This window comes from Comamonas sp. MYb69 (genome assembly GCF_037479315.1).
Classification (GTDB): domain Bacteria; phylum Pseudomonadota; class Gammaproteobacteria; order Burkholderiales; family Burkholderiaceae_C; genus Comamonas.
Window position 1 is genome coordinate 105,621 of sequence record NZ_JBBGZG010000004.1, and the last position, 19,198, is coordinate 124,818.

The window sequence follows — 19,198 nt, forward strand, 5'->3', positions numbered from 1 at the left end:
TAAATTGAGCGCCTCAATGTCGGTAATTTGTATGTGTTAGTGACGTTCATCAAGGCCGCTGTTACACCCCGGCGGTCAATCAGGCTCAGAGGCGCTTCTTGGCCGCGTCGGCGGCGTCCTTCAAGCTCTCTTTCACATCACCGGCCTTTTTCTGGATTTCGCCTTCGGCCTCCAGCGCCTTGCCCTTGGCGATCTGGCTGGGGCTGTTGATGGCCTTGCCGACACCGGCCTGTGCTTCGCCTGCCAGGTCCTTGATCTTGCCTACGACTTGGTCCTTGTTCATGGTGTCACTCCTTGCTTGGTTGAGGTGTAGCCATTGTGCGCAGCGGGCCTGCCAGGGGCTGTCAGTGCGCAGTCGTGCTTGTTGTGCGGTATCGCCGACAGCATTCAGCGCGCGGCCAACAGCGACAAGATTAATTACAACTTGGGTGCAGCCCGAACCAACCCGGGCCGGGCTTATGGCCGCTGTTTGAGCGGGCTGTGGTCCTGCAGCGCGCGTTGGTACTCGGCCATGCCTTGGGACTCGCGCGCCAGATAGCGCTCTACCGCCTGGGCAAAACCGGCATGGGCCAGCCAGTGGGCGCTGGGGGTGCGCACCGGCAGGAGCGCGCGCGCCATCTTGTGCTCGCCCTGCGCGCCGCCTTCAAAGCATTGCAGCCCATGGCGTATGCACCATGCAATGGGCTGGTAGTAGCAGGCCTCAAAGTGCAGGCAATCCACCCGCTCCAGCGCACCCCAGTAGCGGCCATAGGCATGGCGCGGCCCGCTGCCTGGCGCATCGATGGCGATCAGACTGGCGGCGATGGGGCGGCCCTCGCGCTCGGCGATAAAGAGCAGCCAGTGCTCCGCCATCTCGGTACGCATCGCGGCAAAGAAGGCCGGGGTCAGGTAGGGCGCGTTGCCATGCTCCAGATAGGTGCGCTCATAGCACTGGTAGAAGAAGTCCCAATCGGCAGCGCTGATCTGGCTGCCGCAGGCATGGCGGAAGGTGACGCCAGCGGCCTGCACCTTGCGCCGCTCCTGGCGAATCTTCTTGCGCTTGTCCTGCTGCAGCTCGGCCAGAAAATCATCAAAGTCGGTGTAGGGCCTGGCATCACCGGCCTGCGCAGCATCGCGGTTGCGCCAGTGGAACTGCACGTTCTCGCGCTGCATCAGCGCAATGTCCTCTGCCGCCTGCAGATCGGCGGCAGCACCAAACAGCAGGTGCAGCGAAGAGACCTCCTGCTGCTCGCAAAACTGGGTGGCGGCATGCAGCAAGGGCGCGCGAAAGCGGCCATCGGCCACCAGCAGGCGGCTGCCGGGCACGGGGGTAAAGGGCACGGCAATGACCGCCTTGGGGAAGTAATCCAGGCCATGCTCGGCATAGGCCCGCGCCCAGGCAAAGTCAAACACATACTCGCCATAGGAATGGCTTTTGAGGTACATCGGGCAGGCGCCCACCAGCGCATCGTCCTGCCACAGGCTCAGGTGGCAAGGCTGCCAGCCGCTCTCCACAGTGGCGCTGCCGCTGTCTTCCAGCGCCTGCAGGTAGGCGTGGCGCATGAAGGGGGTGGGGCGCTCTTGCAAGGCCAGCAGCCCATCCCAGGCGGTGGCATCGAACGCGGCCATGCTGGGCAGAATGCGCAGCTCCAGGCTGGGGCCGGGGTGGGGTGCGGGCGTGGGGTCAGCGGGCAGCGAGGTCATGGCCCGATTGTGGTCTGCCTGCAGCGCCGCTGCAGGGGGCAGGTTATGCGGCTTGGCGCTGGTGGCTGTGCACCAGGTCCATCAGCGCGGCGATCTCCTCATCGCTGCTGGACCAGGAGGCTACAAAGCGCACCACCACCTCGCCCGCCTGCAACTGGGTGCCGGCCGGCACGCTGGTCGCGTACCAGTCGGAGCAGCGCACGCCCTGGGCGCGCAGATGTTCATAGAGCGCAATGGGCATCCGCACAAACACTTCATTGGCCTGGGTGGGCCAGCTCAGGCGCACGCTGGGCGTGGCGACGAGTGCGGCCGACAGTTTGGCTGCCATTGCATTGGCATGGCGGGCCAGCTCCATCCAGTGGCCGCCCTCCAGCCAGGCGCAGAACTGCGCGCCGATGGTTCGGCTCTTGGACACCAACTGGCCGCTGCGCTTGATGCGCAGCGAGAAGTTCTGGGCCAGTGCCGGGTCGAAGAACACCACCGCCTCGGCCATCAACGCGCCGTTCTTGGACGCGCCCAGGCTCAGCACATCGACACCTGCGCGCCAGGTGATATCGCCCGGGTGGCACTGCAGCGCGGCAATCGCATTGGCCAGGCGCGCGCCATCCATATGCAGGCCCAGGCCCAGCGCATGGGCCTGGGCGGCCAGTGCGGCAATCTCTTGGGGCTGGTAGACCAGGCCGTTCTCGGTCACCTGGGAGATGCTCAGACCGCTGATCACCATGTTGTGGGGCGCGTCATGGGGGGTGCGTTCCACAAACGCGGCCAGGTCCTCGGCGCTGATTTTGCCGTTGTCCGTGGCCATCGGCAGCAGGCTGGCGCCACCGGTGAAGAGCGCCGGGGCGCTGTTCTCATCGACCGCGATATGGGCCATGTTGTGGCAGACCACGGCGTTCCAGGGCTGGGCGATGGTGGACAGCGCCAGGCAGTTGGCCGCCGTGCCGGTGGTGACGAAGAACACTTTCACAGGGGTGCCAAAGGCCTCGCCCAGCATCTGCTCGGCGCGCTGGCTCCATTCGTCGTTGCCGTAGGCGGACTGGATGCCGCTGGCGGCCTCCACCAGGGTTTGCAGGATGCGGGGGGAGACGCCGGCTTGGTTGTCGCTGCCAAAGTTCATGGGACGCTGCAGGTAGTGGTGCAAAAGCCTGATTCTGCCCGCAAACCGCGCGCCAGCTGTCCCGGATTGGCGGGATTTGCGCGCCGCTTCCCAGCCCTGGGGCTTTGTAGGCTAGACTCTTTGGCTGCGCCAGGTGCGGGCCCTGCCCAGCCCCCTTGTGGCCCTGGTGCACTGCCCCTTTGCCATCGAGTCATCCATGTCCTATTTTTCCATTGCAAGCGCCCAGCTGAACTTTGTTGTGGGCGATATGCCGGGCAACGCCCGCAAGATCATTGATGCGGCGGCCCAGGCTGCGGCCCAGGGGGTGCAGCTCTTGCTGACCCCCGAGCTGGGCATTTGCGGCTATGCCGCCGAGGACCTGTTCCAGCGCCCCTCGTTCCTGGCGGCCTGCGATGCCGCCGTGGCGCAGGTGCTGGAGGCCAGCCGCCAGTGGCCGGATCTGACGGTGGTGCTGGGCCACCCGCAGGCGGCGCAGCATGCCGCCCATGGCCGCTGCTACAACGCCGCCAGCGTGCTGCGCGCCGGCCAGGTGCTGGACTGCTACCGCAAGCAGCTGCTGCCCAACTACCGTGAATTTGACGAGACCCGGTACTTTGTCGAAGGCACGCAGACCTGTGTGTTCGAGGTGGCGGGCAGCCGCATTGGCCTGCTGATCTGTGAAGACGCCTGGGCCAGCCAGCCCGCGCGGGCGGCCAAGGCGGCGGGTGCGCAGTTGCTGGCGGTCATCAATGCCTCACCGTTCCAGATGGACAAGCCCGGCCACCGCGAGGCCCTGCTGGCCGAGCGCACGCGCGAGACCGGCTTGCCGCTGGTCTATGCCCACCTGGTGGGTGGGCAGGATGAGCTGGTGTTCGATGGCCACTCGTTTGCGCTGAATGCCGATGGCCAGGTGGCCGCCCGCGCGCCGGGTTTTGACGAACATCTGCTGTCGGTGCAGGTCGAGGCCACGGCCACGGGCCTGCAGCTGTCCGGCCCCATCGCCCAGCCTGGCGACACCAACCAGCAGCTGTGGCAGGCCTTGGTGGTGGCAGTGCGCGACTACCTGGGCAAGACCGGTTTCCCTGGTGCGGTGCTGGGTTTGTCGGGCGGTATCGATTCGGCCCTGGTGCTGGCCATTGCGGTCGATGCGCTGGGGGCCGACAAGGTCCGCACGGTGATGATGCCCTCGCCCTATACGGCCGACATCAGCTGGATCGATGCGCGCGAGATGGCCGAGCGCCTGTCGGTGGCCTATGAAGAGATCTCGATTGCGCCCCAGTTCGAAGCCTTCAAGGCCGCACTGGCGCAGGATTTTGCCGGCCGTGCCGAAGACACGACCGAGGAAAACCTGCAGGCCCGCATTCGCGGCACCTTGCTGATGGCGCTGTCCAACAAGTTTGGCTCCATTGTGCTGACCACCGGCAACAAGAGCGAGATGGCCACTGGCTACTGCACCTTGTACGGCGACATGGCGGGCGGCTTTGCGGTGCTGCGCGATGTGCCCAAGACCCGTGTGTTTGAGCTGGCGCGCTGGCGCAATGCCCATGACCCCTATGGCACTGGCCGCAACCCGATCCCCGAGCGCATCATCACCCGCCCGCCCAGTGCCGAGTTGCGCCCGGACCAGAAGGACCAAGACAGCCTGCCGCCCTATGAAGTGCTGGATGCGATCATTGCGCGCTATATGGAGCAGGACGCCGACATCGACAGCATTGTGGCTGCCGGCTACCCCCGCGCCGATGTGGAGCGGGTGGTGCGCCTGATACGCATCAACGAATACAAGCGCCGCCAGGCTGCCGTGGGCCCGCGCCTGTCGGCCCGGGGTTTTGGCCGCGACTGGCGCTACCCCATCACCAACGGTTTCCGGGGCTGAGCGGCCAAGCCGCTGCCCACGCCTTGCCCATGCCTTTGATGCGCTGTGCCTGCCCACCCCTCGCGCCTGACGCGGGGCGGCTGGGGGCTGCGCGTTTCCTGAGCTTTGTGCGCGCACGCATGGCGCGCCAGGTCGCCACGCGCCAGTCAGGCTTTTCGCGGCTCAATCCGCCATAGCGCGGCGCGCGTCCCTCAATTCCTTTGATCGCGGCATCGCGCGGCTCGCCTGCGCCGCCGCCATTCCTTCGTCTTTTTGGAGCTGTACCCGGCGCTGCCGGGTGCGCGCTTTGCCATGTCCCCTTTTGTTCATTATTTTCGCGCCCAGTGGGCGCCGAGCGTGCCGCGCGAGCTGATGGCCGGCGCGGTCGCCACCTTTGCGCTGATCCCCGAGGTCATCGCCTTTTCCTTTGTCGCCGGTGTGGATCCATCGGTGGGCCTGTTCGCCTCCTTTGTCATCAGCATCGTGATTGCCTTTGTGGGTGGCCGGCCGGCCATGGTGTCGGCCGCTGCCGGCTCGGTGGCCCTGGTCGCAGCGCCCTTGGTGCAGGCCCATGGCCTGCAGTACCTGTTGGCAGCGGGCCTGCTGGCGGGCGCCATGCAGGTGCTGTTTGGCTGGCTGCGCCTGGGCGTGCTGCTGCGCTTTGTATCGGGCTCGGTGCGCACCGGCTTTGTCAATGCGCTGGCCATGCTTATTTTTGCGGCCCAGCTGCCGCACCTGGTGGGCGCCAATGGCGCGACCTGGGCCATGCTGGCGCTGGGCCTGGTGGTCATCTATGGGCTGCCGCGCATCAGCGCGGCCATCCCCTCGCCACTGATCTGCATCCTGGTGCTGACGGGCGCAGCCCATGCGCTGGATCTGCCCCTGAAGACTGTGGCCGACCTGGGCCACCTGCCCGCTACCTTGCCCAGTTGGGCGCTGCCCGATGTGCCGCTGTCCTGGCAGACCCTGCAGCTGATTGCGCTGCCGGCGCTGGCCATTGCGATGGTGGGCCTGCTCGAATCCTTGATGACGGCCAGCGTGGTCGATGAGCAGACCGATACCCCCAGCGCCAAGAACCGCGAATGCAGCGGCCTGGGCCTGGCCAATATCGCGGCCAGCTGCTTTGGTGGCATAGCAGGCTGCGGCATGATTGGCCAGAGTGTGAGCAATGTGCGCTATGGCGGGCGTGGCCGGCTGTCCACCTTGTTTGCCGGTGCCTTTTTGCTGGGCTTGATGGTGCTGCTCAAGCCCTGGGTGGCCCAGGTGCCGGTGGTGGCGCTGGTGGCGATCATGGTCATGGTGTCGGCCTCGACCCTGGACTGGGGATCGGCCCGCGCGCTGCTCAAGCATCCCAAGCTGTCGAGCCTGGTGATGCTCGCCACCGTGGTGGTCACCATCGCCACCCACAACCTGGCCGCTGGCGTGGCGGTGGGCGTGCTGCTGAGCGGCGTGTTCTTCATGTTCAAGGTGTCCAGGCTGCTGCAGGTGCAGCGCAGCGGCGATGCCGAGCTGGTCTACGCCGTGCGTGGCCAGCTGTTCTTTGCGTCGGCCGATCTGCTGGTCGATGCCTTTGATGTGCGCGAGATCGAGGGCCGGCCGGTGCGCATCGACATGGCGCAGGCGCATCTTTGGGACATCACGGCGGTGCAGGCGCTCGCCAAGGTCTGCGCGCGGCTGCGCAAGCATGGCAGCGCCGTGCGGGTGACGGGCCTGAACGCCCAAAGCCAGGCGTTGGCTGCCCGTTTGGACCTGCGGCTGGACGGCGTTTAGACATCGGATGGGGCCAGGGCTTGGGCTGCCATTGCCTGGAGATTTGGCCCCGGAGGTGCCGAAGCCGGAATCTTGACGCACAATAGCCCCAGTTGCTGCGCGCATCGCCTGCGCAGCGTGTATATGCCCATCCCAGGAGAGCTTTATGAAAATGATTACCGCCGTTATCAAACCTTTCAAGATGGACGAGGTGCGTGAAGCTCTGGCGGATGTGGGCGTGACCGGTCTGACCGTCAGCGAAGTCAAGGGTTTTGGCCGCCAGAAGGGCCACACCGAGCTCTACCGTGGTGCGGAATATGTCGTGGACTTTCTGCCCAAGGTGAAGATCGAAGTCGCCGTGAAGGACGAGGATGTGGACCGCTGTGTGGACGCGATCGTCAACGCCGCCCGCACCGGCAAGATCGGTGATGGCAAGATTTTCGTCACCGAGGTCGAGCGCGTGATCCGTATCCGTACCGGTGATCTGGACGAAGCGGCGGTCTGATCGGGGCCCCACCCGCATCCGCACAAGCGCCTTGGCAAGCCAGGCGCTTTTTTCATGCCTGCTACCGGTTGCTGGGCAGCGGGTTCAGGGTTTGATCGTGGTGTGCGAGCAAATCCACAGCACCTGCGCATCCTCATCGCCGCCCGAGATGCAGGCATGGCCCATGACGCTGTCGAAATAGCAGGAGTCGCCAGCGGCCAGCTCCAGCGGCGCATAGCTGTCGGTGTGGATGACCACGCTGCCGCGCATCACATAGAGCATCTCCTCGCCATCGTGGCTCAGCAACTGGGGAAAGGCGCTGCGCTCATGGGCCTTGATGGTGGTGAGCAGCGGAATAAAGCGCTTGTCGGCCAGGTCGGCATGCAGCAGCTCATAGACGTATTGCGGCGTGCGGTGCACCAGGCCATCGCCCTGGCGGGTGATGCTGCGCCGCGCGCGCAGGCCCGTTTGCTGCAGCGGGCTGAACAGCTCGCCCACGTCCACATCCAGCCCGCGCGCGAGCGCCGCAATCTTTTCATAGGTGGGCGAGAGCTGGCCGTGCTCGATCTTGGACAGCGCCGAGGCCGAGATGCCGCAGCGCTGGCTCAGCTGCTGCAAGGTCAGATCGGCATCGCGCCGCAGCAGGCGCAGCTTGGTGGCCAGCACATCGGTGGTGGCATCGGCGCCGGCGTTGTGGTGGGGTAGGGGGGCGTGGGGCATGGCAGGCTCTTGTGGTGCTCGCCAGTGTAGGGGGCGCTGCGCTGGCCCGTGGCGCAGCGCAGCCGTGGCGGCCGCGTTTTAGGCCCAATTCTCGGGTAAACCCTAGACAGAAAGAACGAGTTTAAGAAATTTATTGTCTCAAACTGCATTAAATTTCGTATACGAAAATTAATTCTCTTTAGTAGATTTATTGCGCCACATGCAGATCCTGGACTCCACCCACACCACGCAACACCTGCCCATGGCGGCCCTGATCGACTGTCTGGAACAGATGTTCATCGCCGGCTGCGAAGTACCCTTGCGCCACAACCACCAGATCGCCGGCCAGACGGGCGCCGACGACGGCATCCTGCTGCTGATGCCCGCCTGGCAGACCGGCAAGCGCATGGGGGTCAAGACGGTGTCCATCTTCCCGGGCAACCAGGCGCGGGGCCTGCCGGGTCTGCATTCGGTCTTTATCCTGTACGACGCGACCACCGGCGTCCCGCTGGCGGTGCTCGATGGCGACGCCATCACCTCGCGCCGCACCGCTGCCGCATCGGCCTTGGCCGCGCGCTGGCTCAGCCGCCCCGATGCCCGCCGTCTGCTGGTGCTGGGCGCCGGCCGCGTGGCCAGCCTGCTGCCCGACGCCTACCGCTGCGTGCGCGATATCCAGGAGGTGCAGGTCTGGGATATCCGCCCCGAGGCCGCACAAGCGATGGTGGCGCGCCTGCAGGCGCAGGGCCTGCAAGCCTCGGTCGCCACCGACCTGGAGCAGGCGGCGCGCCAGGCCGACATCATCAGCTGCGCCACCTTGTCCAACGCCCCCTTGGTGCATGGCGAGTGGCTGCAGCCGGGTGTGCACCTGGACCTGATCGGCAGCTTTACCCCGGCGATGCGCGAGAGCGATGACGCCTGCTTTGCCCGCGCCACCGTTTTTGTCGATACGCCCGAAGCGCTGATGAAGGCGGGCGATATTCTGGCGCCCATCGCCAGCGGCGCCTGGGAGGCCAGTCGCCTGGCTGCCACCCTGGAGCAGCTGTGCCGCAGCCAGCACGCGGGCCGCCGCAGCGCCGAGGACATCACGCTGTTCAAGGCTGTGGGCACGGCGCTGGAGGACCTGGCTGCCGCCTCGCTGGCCTTTGACGCCTTTGCCGCTGCGGGTACCTCGGGCGCCTTGGCCACCTGATCTGCTGCGCCGGGCCCTGTGCGGGCCCGGCCACTCTTCCCCCCTTTCCTTTGCTACCTGTTCACATCCCTTCCATGCGCACCTCTTCGACCGAGCCAGCAGCGTCTGCGGCCACCAACAAGCGAGTACTGATTGCCAGTCTGATGGGCAGCTCCATCGAGTGGTTTGACTATTTCCTCTATGCGACCACGGCGGCGCTGGTGTTCGGGAAGGTGTTCTTCCCAACCACCGACCCGGTCGTGGGGCTGATGCTGTCCTACCTGACCTTCTCGCTGACCTTTTTCATCCGGCCGCTGGGCGGCTTTATCTTCTCGCACATCGGTGACCGCATCGGGCGCAAGAAGACCTTGGTGATCACCTTGTCGCTGATGGGCGGCGCCACCGTGCTGATCGGCCTGCTGCCGGGCTATGAGCAAATTGGCATATGGGCGCCGATCCTGCTGATCGTGCTGCGCCTGGTGCAGGGCCTGGGCATTGGTGGCGAATGGGGCGGCGCGCTGCTGCTGGCCTACGAATACGCGCCCAAGAACCGCAAGGGCCTGTTTGGCAGCGTGCCGCAGATGGGCGTGACTATCGGCATGGTGCTGGCCACCTTGGCCATCACCGTGATGAGCACCCTGCCCGATGACCAGTTCCTGGCCTGGGGCTGGCGCGTGCCGTTCCTGCTGAGCGCCATCCTGGTGTTCCTGGGCCTGTGGATCCGCAAGGGCATTGATGAGACCCCCGCGTTCAAGCAGGCCAAGGCCAGCGGCAATGTGGCCAAGATCCCGCTGGTCGAAACCCTGCGCTACCACTGGCGCGCGGTGCTGGTGGCCGTCGCCATCAAGTTTGTCGAAACGGCGCCGTTCTATATCTTCTCGACCTTTATCGTCAGCTACGCCACGGCTACCTTGGGCTTTGAGCGCATCTCGGTGCTCAATGCGGTGACCATCGCCACCCTGCTCACCACCTTGATGATCCCGCTGATGGGGCGGCTGTCGGACAGCATTGGCCGCAAGCGCATGTTTGTGGCGGGCACCCTGGTAATGGCCGCCTTCACCTTCCCGTACTTCATGCTGCTCGAGCAGCGCACGATGACCAGCCTGGTCATCGCCACCGTCGTCGGCCTGGGTCTCGTTTGGGCGCCCATCACCGCCGTGCTGGGCACCTTGTTCTCGGAGATTTTCTCGACCCGTGTGCGCTACACCGGCATCACGCTGGGCTACCAGATTGGCGCGGCGCTGGCCGGCGGCACTGCGCCCCTGCTCGCCACCTGGCTGCTCAACAAATACAACGGCTCCTGGGTGCCGGTGGCCTGGTACATCGTGGGCACCGCAGTGATCTCGCTGATCGGCATTGCGTTTGCCAAAACGGTGGCGGACAACGACTAAGCGGTCGGACCCCAGCACCGCTGCCGCTTCATTCCAAAGCGGCGGTGCTGACCCCGCAAAAGCAAAGCGGCCCGTTCAACGGGCCGCTTTTTGGTGTCTGCGGGGCGCGGTTTAGATCACGGCACGCAGCGCATCGCTTTGCTGCGACAGACCGGCCTCTTCGACCAGCTGGGCGAGCAGTGCGGCATGGTCGTCACCGCTCTTGATCAGGCCCATCTGCCACTCGTCCATAAAGCCCTGGCCCACGCACTGCTGCAGGAACTGCAGCATGCCGTCGTAGTAACCATGGGCGTTGAGGATGCCGATGGGCTTGTCGTGGTAGCCCAGCTGGCGCCAGGTCCAGATTTCATACAGCTCTTCGAAGGTGCCGATGCCGCCAGGGATGGCGATAAAGGCATTGCTGCGCTCGGCCATCATGGCCTTGCGCTCGTGCATCGTGGTGACCACATGCAGCTCGTCGCAGAGCTCATTGGCCAGCTCGCGGTCCACCAGCGCCTTGGGGATCACGCCGACCACGCGGCCGCCGGCCTCGCGCGTGGCGCGGGCCACCGTGCCCATCAGGCCCGATTTGCCGCCGCCATAGACCAGCTGGCCGCCATGGCTGCCGATCCAGTGGCCCACGGCCTGGGCGGCCTCGCCAAAGGCGTCGGCCTTGCCGGGGCGCGAGCCGCAGTAAACGCACATCGAAAAGCTTGGGGAGTTGGTCATTTCAGCAATCTTTCATACAAGGCAGGCAGCCACACCGCAGCGCACAGCACCAGCGCCAGGAACACGGCAGCACTGCCCATGTCCTTGGCCTTCTTGGCCAGTGCATGCCACTGGGGGCCAAAGCGGTCCATCGCCATCTCGATGCCGGTGTTGAGCAGCTCGGCGATCAGCACCAGAAAAACCGGGGTGATCAGCAAGGCCCAGTCGCGCCAGTCGCGTGCGAGCCATACGGAGGCGGGCAGCATCAGCAGCGCGAGTAGGGCTTCCATGCGGAAGGCCTTTTCGGCCCAGCCGGCCCGCAGGCCTTGCAGCGAATAACCAGCGGCATGCCAGACCCGTGTCAGGCCCGTGCGGCTTTTTTGCGGGTTGGCGGCGTGGATGTCGGCCAGGCTGTGCGCTGGCGCGGCGGGCTCGGAGGGGGGGCGGGGATCGGGCTGGTTCATAGGGAGCGTGGTAGTCGCCCATCATGGCACAGCGCAGGCGACACAAAGCATATTATTGCACTGCAGCATTTGATCGGCGCGCTGCGTGGCTCTTGCGCCCAGCATCGCCGGCGCAACAGGGGTCCATCTAGTCCGACGGATCAGGCGCCGTGCTTTTTGGCGCAGGGCGCTCGGCGCTGACCAGGCGGGTACCCGCGAGCGCATCGTGCCAGAACTGCTGCAGCGGGTGCAGCCGGCTGGCCAGCGCCCATACCACGATCCAGCCGCTCAGCAGCACGACGATTTCGCCCACCGGCAGGCCAAAGGGCATGCTGACGACCAGCGGCGGCAGAAACCACAGCCAGCTGCAAGCATAGCGCAGCAGCGCGCGGCCCTGGGTCAACGGCTGGCCGTTCCGATCCACGATGCGGATCTGCCAGGTCTTCATCGCCAGGGTCTGGCCCTTGTGCCAGAACCAGGTGAAATAGATGCCAAAGATGATGAACAGGAACAGCTGCAGGCCATGGCGGTTGTCCATCGCATTGCGGGTCTGGCTCAGCGAGCTGTAGAGGTAGCCCGACATGAAGACCACGCCAAACATCAGCATGCCCTCGTACAACCAGCAGGCCATGCGCCGCGCCAGGCGCGGTGCGCGCAACAGCGCGCTGGTGGCGAGAGGGCCCTGGGAGAGCGCTGTTGTGCTGGAGGGGGTCTGCATGCGAACAGTATCAGGTCGGCGGGTGCACCGGGCTGTCGCTGTTGCGCGACTGTGATTCGCCCGCCGGTGGCCGGCTGGGGGCGTCAAGCGGGGGCAGCGGCGAAGAGGTAACAGGCGCGGGCATCTGCACCGGCGCGGTCTCCACTACCGGGGCAGGCGGCAAGGCGGGGGACGGCGCTGGTGGCAACGCGGGCGCTGGTGCGTGGGCTGCGCTGTTAGCGGCCGGGGCAGGTCCGCTGAGGGGACCTACTTCCACCGGCGTCACCATGCCGCGCGACTGCACACGGATCTCGGGCGGCGGCAGGATCTTGGGCGGGTTGGCGCGGTTGGGGTTGATGGCGGCAGCGGGCACCTTGACCAGGCGCCCGGTGCTGCGGGCGGTGGGGCGGGGCGCCAGGGCCACGCCACCGTGGTAGAGCACGCCGCCCTGGGCCAGGCGCTTGCGCTCACGGGCGCTGAGTGCCTGGTAGTCTTCCCAGAGCTTGCGCTTTTCCTCGGCCGACAGGCTGCTGATGTTGGAGTAGTTGAGCCGCGCCTGGCTTTGGTCGGACAGGCTGAACTTGGCCCATTCCTTCATGTGCTCGGCAATGCGCAGCTGCTCTTCGGGGGAGAAATCGTCAAAGCTGTCGGCGATCATCGTCCAGCGGCTTTTTTGCTGGGTGGTCAGCCAGTTCCACTGCTCTTCGAGCGGTGCCAGCACGGTGCGCTGGTCGTCATCGAGCGCTTCCCAGCTCGGGCCTTCATTGCGCGGGCTGCTCGAGCGCGTGACACTGTTGGCGCTCACCAGATCGCTGGCGGCGCTGCCGTAGATGTTGGCGGCCTTGTTGCCGGCGTAGATGCCCACAACAGCAAAAGCAGCCAGCAAAATACTGGCTGCCAGGGCGGGGATGCTCGAAGGGGCGGGCGGTTTGCCGGCTACCTCGTCGTTATCGTAATCGTGTCTCAACGCTTGTCAGTGGGCTGCTTTTGGGCAGCAATCTTCAGAAACTGGGTAAAACCAGGATCAGTATAGGCGCTTGGCGGCAGCTCGTCAGCCAGCAAGGTGGCATCGTACTCGGCCATTTCGCTGGCGCCCTCGTCCGCCTGAACACCGTTGAAGAAGGCCAGGCCAGCCACCATCGCGCTCAGCGGCACGGCCGACACCACGGCGCGCCACCAGTTGCGTTTGCCAGAAGGTGCAGCCTCCTGCTGGGGCTGGCGTGCAATCGCCGGCACAGCCACCACCTTGCGGCGGGACAGCGCGCGCTCGCGGGCCGCTCGCAAACGTTCGCTGATGTCGTAGTCGAGATCAGCCTCGGCTTCGCTCAGCCGAGCGGTGACGCGGCGGGCAAAAATTTCAGCATTGACAACGGTTTGGGCGGTGTTTGAGCGGTTCATAGCACGATTCCTTTGGCCTTAAGCACTTTACTCAAGGTTTGGATGGCGCGAAAGCAGTGGGTTTTTACACTTCCCTCTGAGCAACCCATGGCTGCTGCAGTCTCTGCGATGTCCATCTCTTCCCAATAACGCATCAGAAACGCTTCGCGTTGACGCGCTGGCAACTGTTGTATCTCTTTTTCTATTAATGCAAGGGTTTGTTTGCGGTTGGTGTGGTCCTCGGCACTCTGCTCGGCCTCTCCATTGTCGGCGTTGTAGATATCGAGGAGGTTGAATTCCCCCTCGTCATCCGGGCCTTCGAAGTCGCTCATCGTCGTAAAGAGCGCGTTGCGCGTCTTTTGCCGGCGAAACCAGTCGAGCGTGCTGTTGGACAGGATGCGCTGGAACAGCATCGGCAGCTCGTTGGGCGGCTTGTCCCCATAGTGCTCGGCCAGCTTCATCATGCTGTCCTGCACGATGTCGAGCGCTGCTTCCTGGTCGCGCACATGAAAAAGCGAGCGCTTGAAAGCTCGCTTTTCAACGCTTTTCAGAAAGTCGGACAGTTCTCGTTCTGTGGCCAAATCGTACCCAACACCGTGGTTATTCAGAGATTTCTCGCTTTTTACCCGGGCAAATAAACCAAGTGTGGCAAAAAACACCGCATCAAGCCCTAGATTATCGCATCCTATCGAAAAAAAATCCGTGGTTTGTCGCAAAGCAATGCTGCAGTGCGATAATGTATAAGCATCAAAAAGCAAAAGGGTCACGGTCCGGCGTCGCAAGCATCTCGCCCATGTCCGTTGGCCTCAAGTTCCAAGCAGGCTCCACAAGAGCTGGGCGAGGAGCACCAGAGGTTTTTCGTTAGAGAAATTCACAAAGGTTGATCATGGAAATGTCCAAGGCCGAGCAGAACTCGGCGCAAGCGGCGCATCAGTCCGCGCAGAAATCCCAAGAACTCATGGGCGCTGAAGTGCTGGTCAAGGCACTGCAGGCCGAAGGCGTCAAGCAGCTGTGGGGCTACCCCGGCGGTGCAGTTCTCTACATCTACGACGCGCTCTACAAGCAAGACACCATCAACCATGTGCTGGTTCGCCATGAACAGGCAGCAGTGCATGCGGCAGACGGCTTTGCCCGCGCCACCGGTGAGGTGGGCGTGGCCCTGGTCACTTCTGGCCCCGGCCTGACGAATGCAGTCACCGGTATTGCCACTGCTTACACAGACAGCATCCCGATCGTCGTGATCTCCGGTCAGACATCCACGACCGCCATTGGCTCGGATGCTTTCCAGGAATGCGATACCGTCGGTATCACGCGCCCCATCGTCAAGCACAACTTCCTGGTCAAGGATGTGCGCGATCTGGCGCTGACGATGAAAAAAGCTTTCCATATTGCACGCACGGGCCGCCCTGGCCCCGTGGTGATCGATATCCCCAAGGACGTGTCCTTCAAGAAGGTGGCCTACAGCGGCTATCCCTCGACGGTGGAGATGCGCTCCTACAACCCCGTCAAGAAGGGCCACAGCGGCCAGATCCGCAAGGCTCTGCAGCTGCTGCTGTCGGCCAAGCGCCCCTATATCTATACCGGTGGCGGCGTGCTGCTGAGCGGCGCCGAGCAAGAGCTGCGCACCCTGGTACACCTGCTGGGCTACCCGGTGACCCACACCTTGCTGGGCCTGGGCGCCTACCCGGCCAGCGACAAGAAATTCCTGGGCATGTTGGGCATGCACGGCACGATCGAAGCCAACAACGCGATGCAGAACTGCGATGTGCTGCTGGCCGTCGGTGCGCGCTTTGATGACCGGGTGATCGGCAACCCCAAGCACTTCATGTCGGTGGAGCGCAAGATCATCCATGTCGACATCGACCCCTCGTCGATCTCCAAGCGCGTCAAGGTGGATGTGCCCATCGTGGGCGACTGCAAGGAAGTGCTGACCGAGCTGATCGCGATGGTGCGCGAGAGCGTGGCCAGCCCCGATGCCGAGGCACTGCAGAACTGGTGGAAGACCATCGAAGGCTGGCGCAGCCGCGATTGCCTGCGCTATGACCGTGGCAACAAGGAGGTGATCAAGCCCCAGTTCGTCGTCGAGACGCTGTGGCAGATGACCCGCGATGCGGACTGCTATGTGACCTCGGACGTGGGCCAGCACCAGATGTGGGCGGCGCAGTACTACCGCTTTGAGGAATCGCGCCGCTGGATCAACTCGGGCGGCCTGGGCACGATGGGCGTGGGCATTCCCTATGCGATGGGCATCAAGCTGGCCAAGCCCGATGCCGAGGTGTTCTGCATCACCGGCGAAGGCTCGGTGCAGATGAACATCCAGGAGCTGGCCACCTGCCGCCAGTACGAGACGCCGATCATCATCTGCGCGCTCAACAACCGCTTCCTGGGCATGGTGCGCCAGTGGCAAGAGATCGAATACTCGGGCCGCTACAGCCACAGCTACATGGATTCGCTGCCTGACTTCGTCAAGCTGGCCGAAGCCTATGGCCATGCGGGCATTCTGATCGAGAAGCCCGAGGATGTGGAGCCCGCGCTGCGCGAGGCGCGGCGCATTGCCCGCGAAGAGCGCAAGAGCGTGTTCCTCGATTTCCGCACCGATCCGACCGAGAACGTCTTCCCGATGGTCCAGGCTGGCAAGGGCATCACCGAGATGCTGCTGGGCGCGGACGATCTGTAAACGCCTTTCTGGCTTGGCGCGCCTTGTGGCAAGCGCGCGTCCAGCCTTCCCTTGGGTTTTCCCTTTCTGACGAATCTATTGTCTACCGAGCCCTGCGCTTACCGGCGCCGGGGGAGGGTAGCGAAAAGAGGAATCTGTTCTTATGAAACACATCATTGCGGTTCTCCTGGAGAACGAACCAGGCGCCCTGTCGCGCGTGGTGGGCCTGTTTTCGGCCCGTGGCTACAACATCGAGTCGCTCACCGTGGCGCCCACCGAGGATGCCTCGCTGTCGCGCATGACCATCACCACCACCGGCTCGGACGACGTCATCGAGCAGATCACCAAGCACCTCAACCGCCTCATTGAAGTGGTCAAGGTGGTCGATCTGACCGAAGGCGCCTATACCGAGCGCGAGCTGATGATGATCAAGGTGCGGGCGGTCGGCAAGGAGCGCGAAGAAATGAAGCGCATGGCCGATATCTTCCGCGGCCGCATCATCGATGTGACCGAGAAGAGCTACACCATCGAGGTGACCGGCGACCAGGCCAAGAACGACGCCTTCCTGAGCGCGATCGACCGGTCGGCCATCCTGGAGACCGTGCGTACTGGTGCCAGCGGCATCGGTCGCGGTGAACGCATCTTGCGCGTGTAATGCGCTGGTGCCACCGGCTGCGACGCCATGCCCGCCAGGCGGTGGGGGTGGTGCTGCTGCTGGTGGGGCTTGTGCTGGTGGTGGCCTGGGTGCAGACGGATGACCCCGATTGCAGTCTGTCCCAGGACCTTTTCACACAGCAGCGCTTGTGTGATGGCATCTTTGGCGAGCCCGACGAAAACGCTTCGAGGCGCACCAACCCCTGGCTAGTACTCATAGTAGGATTGGGCGCTTTTGTAGCGGGAGCTTATTTGCTGGCTTCAGGACCTGCGGCAAGGCCCCCTGACGATGCAGATTCTTGAGAATGTTTGTTTGAATTTCTGAATTTTTGACTGATACCAACGGAGCGAAGCATGAAAGTTTTTTACGACAAGGACTGTGACCTGTCCCTCATCAAAGGCAAGACCGTCGCCATCATCGGCTACGGCTCGCAAGGCCATGCGCATGCGCAGAACCTGAACGACAGTGGCGTGAAGGTCATCGTCGGTCTGCGCAAGTCTGGCGCTTCCTGGCCCAAGGCCGAGAAGGCTGGCCTGACCGTGATGGAAGTCAACGATGCTGTCAAGGCCGCTGACGTGGTCATGATCTTGCTGCCTGACGAAGACATCGCCAAGGTCTACAACGACAACGTCAAGGACAACATCAAGCAAGGCGCTTCGCTGGTGTTCGCGCACGGCTTCAACGTGCACTACAACCAGGTCGTGCCCCGCGCCGATCTGGACGTGTGGATGGTGGCGCCCAAGGCCCCTGGCCACACCGTGCGCAACACCTACAGCCAAGGCGGCGGCGTGCCCCACCTGATCGCTGTGCACCAGGACAAGTCCGGCAAGGCCCGTGACCTGGCTCTGTCGTACGCGATGGCCAATGGTGGCGGCAAGGCCGGCATCATCGAGACCAACTTCAAGGAAGAAACCGAGACCGACCTGTTCGGCGAGCAAGCCGTTCTGTGCGGCGGCGCGGTCGAGCTGATCAAGATGGGCTTCGAGACCTTGGTGGAAGCCGGCTACGCGCCTGAAATGGCCTACTTCGAGTGCCTGCACGAACTCAAGCTGATCGTGGACCTGATCTACGAAGGCGGCATTGCCAACATGAACTACTCGATCTCGAACAACGCCGAATACGGCGAGTACGTGACCGGCCCTGAAGTGATCAACGAAGAGTCGCGCAAGGCCATGCGCAATGCTCTCAAGCGCATCCAGAACGGCGACTACGCCAAGATGTTCATCCAGGAAGGCCGTCTGAGCTACCCATCGATGACCGCCCGCCGCCGCAACACCGCCGATCACCAGATCGAGCAAGTCGGTGGCCAGCTGCGCGCCATGATGCCTTGGATCGCCAAGAACAAGCTGGTCGACCAGACCCGCAACTAAATCCCGATGGCTGCCGCTGCCCTGCTGCGGCGCCGAGGTGATGCGCAAAGGACTGCCTTGGCAGTCCTTTTTTCATGGGCATGCCAGGCGGGCCCCTATTGGCAAAAGCTACACTGTAGGCCATGGCCGGCCGGGCCCGAGCCTGCCGGAAACTATAAAATATGTAGCTGATTGCGCAGAGATAGCTGGCGCTGGAGTGGATTGAATGCTGGACGAAAACGAAACCAAGCCCAAGGCCGCAGCGCATGCACTGCAGCCTGCGCAGCGCAAGTGGCGCAAGGGCATCTATGTGCTGCCCAACTCGTTTACCTTGGCCGCCTTGTTTGGCGGTTTTTACTCGATCGTGATGGCCATGAATGGCCGTTTCGAGGCTGCGGCCGTGGGCGTGTTCTGCGCGATGGTGCTCGACAGCCTCGACGGCCGCGTGGCGCGCATGACGCACACGCAAAGCGCCTTTGGCGAGCAGATGGATTCGCTGTCGGACATGGTGTCCTTTGGCGCGGCGCCGGCACTCATTGCCTATGAGTGGGCGCTGCGCCCGCTGGGCCGCTGGGGCTGGATCGCAGCCTTTGTCTATTGCTCCTGCGCAGCGCTGCGCCTGGCGCGCTTCAATGTGAACACCGGGGTGGTGGACAAGCGCTACTTCCAGGGCATGCCATCGCCCGCTGCTGCAGCCTTGGTGGCGGGCTTTATTTGGCTCACCAGCGCGCTTCTGGTATCGCACCGCGATGTGCCGATTTTCGGCCAGGTGATTGCGCTGTTTGGCGGTTATCCGGCCAGCCGCGATGACCTGTCCTGGATCATGTTTGCCATCACCTTGCTGGCGGGCCTGACCATGGTCACCAATATCCCGTACTACAGCTTCAAGGATGCTGGCGCTGCCAAGAGCGTGCCCTTCATCTCGCTGGTGGTGGTGGTGCTGCTGCTGGCGGTGGTCAGCATCGAGCCGGCCACGATGCTGTTCCTGATCTTTGTGGCCTATTTGCTCTCGGGCTATGTGATCTATGCCTGGCGCCGCTTCAAGGGCCAGCATGTCTCGATCGTGGCGACCTCGACCGACGAGCCCGAAGAGCGCGGCTTGCACCACGATTGAGTTTTTTGCAGACACCGGGCAAAACCTGTGTTAGAGTAAACGCCATGCAAAACCTGTCCCTAGCTCTACTACTAGCATGTCCAACGGGCAGGTAGAGT

Annotated in this window: 19 protein-coding genes; 9 read left to right on the forward strand and 10 right to left on the reverse strand. The window is 63.8% G+C overall.

The window, feature by feature from the left end:
• Positions 1-85: 85 nt before the first annotated feature.
• The 3 genes from WH303_RS06825 to WH303_RS06835 form a co-directional block, all read right to left on the reverse strand.
• The gene (locus tag WH303_RS06825) at positions 86-283 is read right to left on the reverse strand and encodes a CsbD family protein (RefSeq protein WP_021025136.1); all 198 of its coding nucleotides are present in this window, start codon (positions 281-283) and stop codon (positions 86-88) included.
• 173 nt (positions 284-456) lie between these two features.
• A complete protein-coding gene (locus WH303_RS06830; RefSeq protein WP_339517584.1) occupies positions 457-1,683 on the reverse strand; it encodes a GNAT family N-acetyltransferase in 1,227 nt (408 codons plus the stop codon).
• 43 nt (positions 1,684-1,726) lie between these two features.
• Positions 1,727-2,800: a threonine aldolase family protein gene (locus WH303_RS06835; protein WP_339517585.1), complete on the reverse strand. Its 1,074-nt coding sequence runs from the start codon at positions 2,798-2,800 to the stop codon at positions 1,727-1,729.
• Positions 2,801-2,996: 196 nt separating this feature from the next.
• Between WH303_RS06835 and WH303_RS06840 the strand changes: the two genes are divergently transcribed.
• The 3 genes from WH303_RS06840 (at position 2,997) to WH303_RS06850 (ending at position 6,885) form a co-directional block, all read left to right on the forward strand.
• On the forward strand, positions 2,997-4,652 hold the full coding sequence (locus tag WH303_RS06840) for an NAD+ synthase (RefSeq protein WP_339517586.1): 1,656 nt from the start codon (positions 2,997-2,999) through the stop codon (positions 4,650-4,652).
• Between the two features lie 291 nt (positions 4,653-4,943).
• Positions 4,944-6,401 carry a SulP family inorganic anion transporter gene (locus tag WH303_RS06845; RefSeq protein WP_339517587.1) on the forward strand — a complete coding sequence of 486 codons (1,458 nt, stop codon included), beginning with the start codon at positions 4,944-4,946 and terminating at the stop codon, positions 6,399-6,401.
• A gap of 145 nt (positions 6,402-6,546) precedes the next feature.
• Positions 6,547-6,885: a P-II family nitrogen regulator gene (locus tag WH303_RS06850; RefSeq protein ID WP_021025141.1), complete on the forward strand. Its 339-nt coding sequence runs from the start codon at positions 6,547-6,549 to the stop codon at positions 6,883-6,885.
• An 84-nt stretch (positions 6,886-6,969) separates the two neighbouring features.
• Here WH303_RS06850 and WH303_RS06855 read toward each other — a convergent pair whose 3' ends face one another.
• Positions 6,970-7,584, reverse strand: a complete 615-nt coding sequence (locus WH303_RS06855; RefSeq protein ID WP_339517588.1) for a helix-turn-helix domain-containing protein — start codon at positions 7,582-7,584, stop codon at positions 6,970-6,972.
• A gap of 199 nt (positions 7,585-7,783) precedes the next feature.
• Here WH303_RS06855 and WH303_RS06860 point away from each other — a divergent pair, with 199 nt between their 5' ends.
• Both WH303_RS06860 and WH303_RS06865 read left to right on the forward strand, forming a co-directional pair.
• Positions 7,784-8,752 (forward strand): ornithine cyclodeaminase family protein, encoded by a 969-nt coding sequence (locus WH303_RS06860; protein WP_339517589.1) that lies wholly within the window; start codon positions 7,784-7,786, stop codon positions 8,750-8,752.
• A 74-nt stretch (positions 8,753-8,826) separates the two neighbouring features.
• On the forward strand, positions 8,827-10,122 hold the full coding sequence (locus WH303_RS06865) for an MFS transporter (protein ID WP_021025144.1): 1,296 nt from the start codon (positions 8,827-8,829) through the stop codon (positions 10,120-10,122).
• Positions 10,123-10,233: 111 nt separating this feature from the next.
• Here the strand turns inward: WH303_RS06865 and WH303_RS06870 are convergent, their stop codons facing one another.
• From WH303_RS06870 to WH303_RS06895, 6 genes are all read right to left on the reverse strand, one after another.
• Complete coding sequence (locus tag WH303_RS06870; RefSeq protein WP_021025145.1) at positions 10,234-10,830, reverse strand: LOG family protein; 597 nt, start codon at positions 10,828-10,830, stop codon at positions 10,234-10,236.
• Positions 10,827-11,273 carry a diacylglycerol kinase gene (locus WH303_RS06875; RefSeq protein WP_021025146.1) on the reverse strand — a complete coding sequence of 149 codons (447 nt, stop codon included), beginning with the start codon at positions 11,271-11,273 and terminating at the stop codon, positions 10,827-10,829. Before WH303_RS06875 ends, WH303_RS06870 begins: the two co-directional genes overlap by 4 nt.
• A 127-nt stretch (positions 11,274-11,400) precedes the next feature.
• Positions 11,401-11,970 carry an RDD family protein gene (locus WH303_RS06880; RefSeq protein ID WP_339517590.1) on the reverse strand — a complete coding sequence of 190 codons (570 nt, stop codon included), beginning with the start codon at positions 11,968-11,970 and terminating at the stop codon, positions 11,401-11,403.
• A 10-nt stretch (positions 11,971-11,980) separates the two neighbouring features.
• Positions 11,981-12,916, reverse strand: coding sequence for a DUF3106 domain-containing protein (locus tag WH303_RS06885; RefSeq protein ID WP_339517592.1), 936 nt, complete (start codon positions 12,914-12,916; stop codon positions 11,981-11,983).
• Positions 12,913-13,347, reverse strand: a complete 435-nt coding sequence (locus WH303_RS06890; RefSeq protein WP_021024894.1) for a DUF3619 family protein — start codon at positions 13,345-13,347, stop codon at positions 12,913-12,915. Before WH303_RS06890 ends, WH303_RS06885 begins: the two co-directional genes overlap by 4 nt.
• On the reverse strand, positions 13,344-13,907 hold the full coding sequence (locus WH303_RS06895; RefSeq protein ID WP_182345611.1) for an RNA polymerase sigma factor: 564 nt from the start codon (positions 13,905-13,907) through the stop codon (positions 13,344-13,346). The genes WH303_RS06890 and WH303_RS06895 overlap by 4 nt, the downstream gene beginning before the upstream one ends.
• A gap of 305 nt (positions 13,908-14,212) precedes the next feature.
• Between WH303_RS06895 and WH303_RS06900 the strand changes: the two genes are divergently transcribed.
• The 4 genes from WH303_RS06900 to pssA all read left to right on the forward strand — a co-directional run bounded on the left by WH303_RS06900 (position 14,213) and on the right by pssA (position 19,100).
• The gene (locus WH303_RS06900; RefSeq protein WP_339517593.1) at positions 14,213-16,003 is read left to right on the forward strand and encodes an acetolactate synthase 3 catalytic subunit; all 1,791 of its coding nucleotides are present in this window, start codon (positions 14,213-14,215) and stop codon (positions 16,001-16,003) included.
• 142 nt (positions 16,004-16,145) lie between these two features.
• Positions 16,146-16,637 (forward strand): acetolactate synthase small subunit, encoded by a 492-nt coding sequence (ilvN, locus tag WH303_RS06905; RefSeq protein WP_021024891.1) that lies wholly within the window; start codon positions 16,146-16,148, stop codon positions 16,635-16,637.
• 353 nt (positions 16,638-16,990) lie between these two features.
• Positions 16,991-18,007, forward strand: coding sequence for a ketol-acid reductoisomerase (gene ilvC / locus WH303_RS06910; protein ID WP_230773062.1), 1,017 nt, complete (start codon positions 16,991-16,993; stop codon positions 18,005-18,007).
• 205 nt (positions 18,008-18,212) lie between these two features.
• Positions 18,213-19,100 carry a CDP-diacylglycerol--serine O-phosphatidyltransferase gene (pssA, locus tag WH303_RS06915; protein WP_021024889.1) on the forward strand — a complete coding sequence of 296 codons (888 nt, stop codon included), beginning with the start codon at positions 18,213-18,215 and terminating at the stop codon, positions 19,098-19,100.
• Positions 19,101-19,198: the final 98 nt, after the last annotated feature.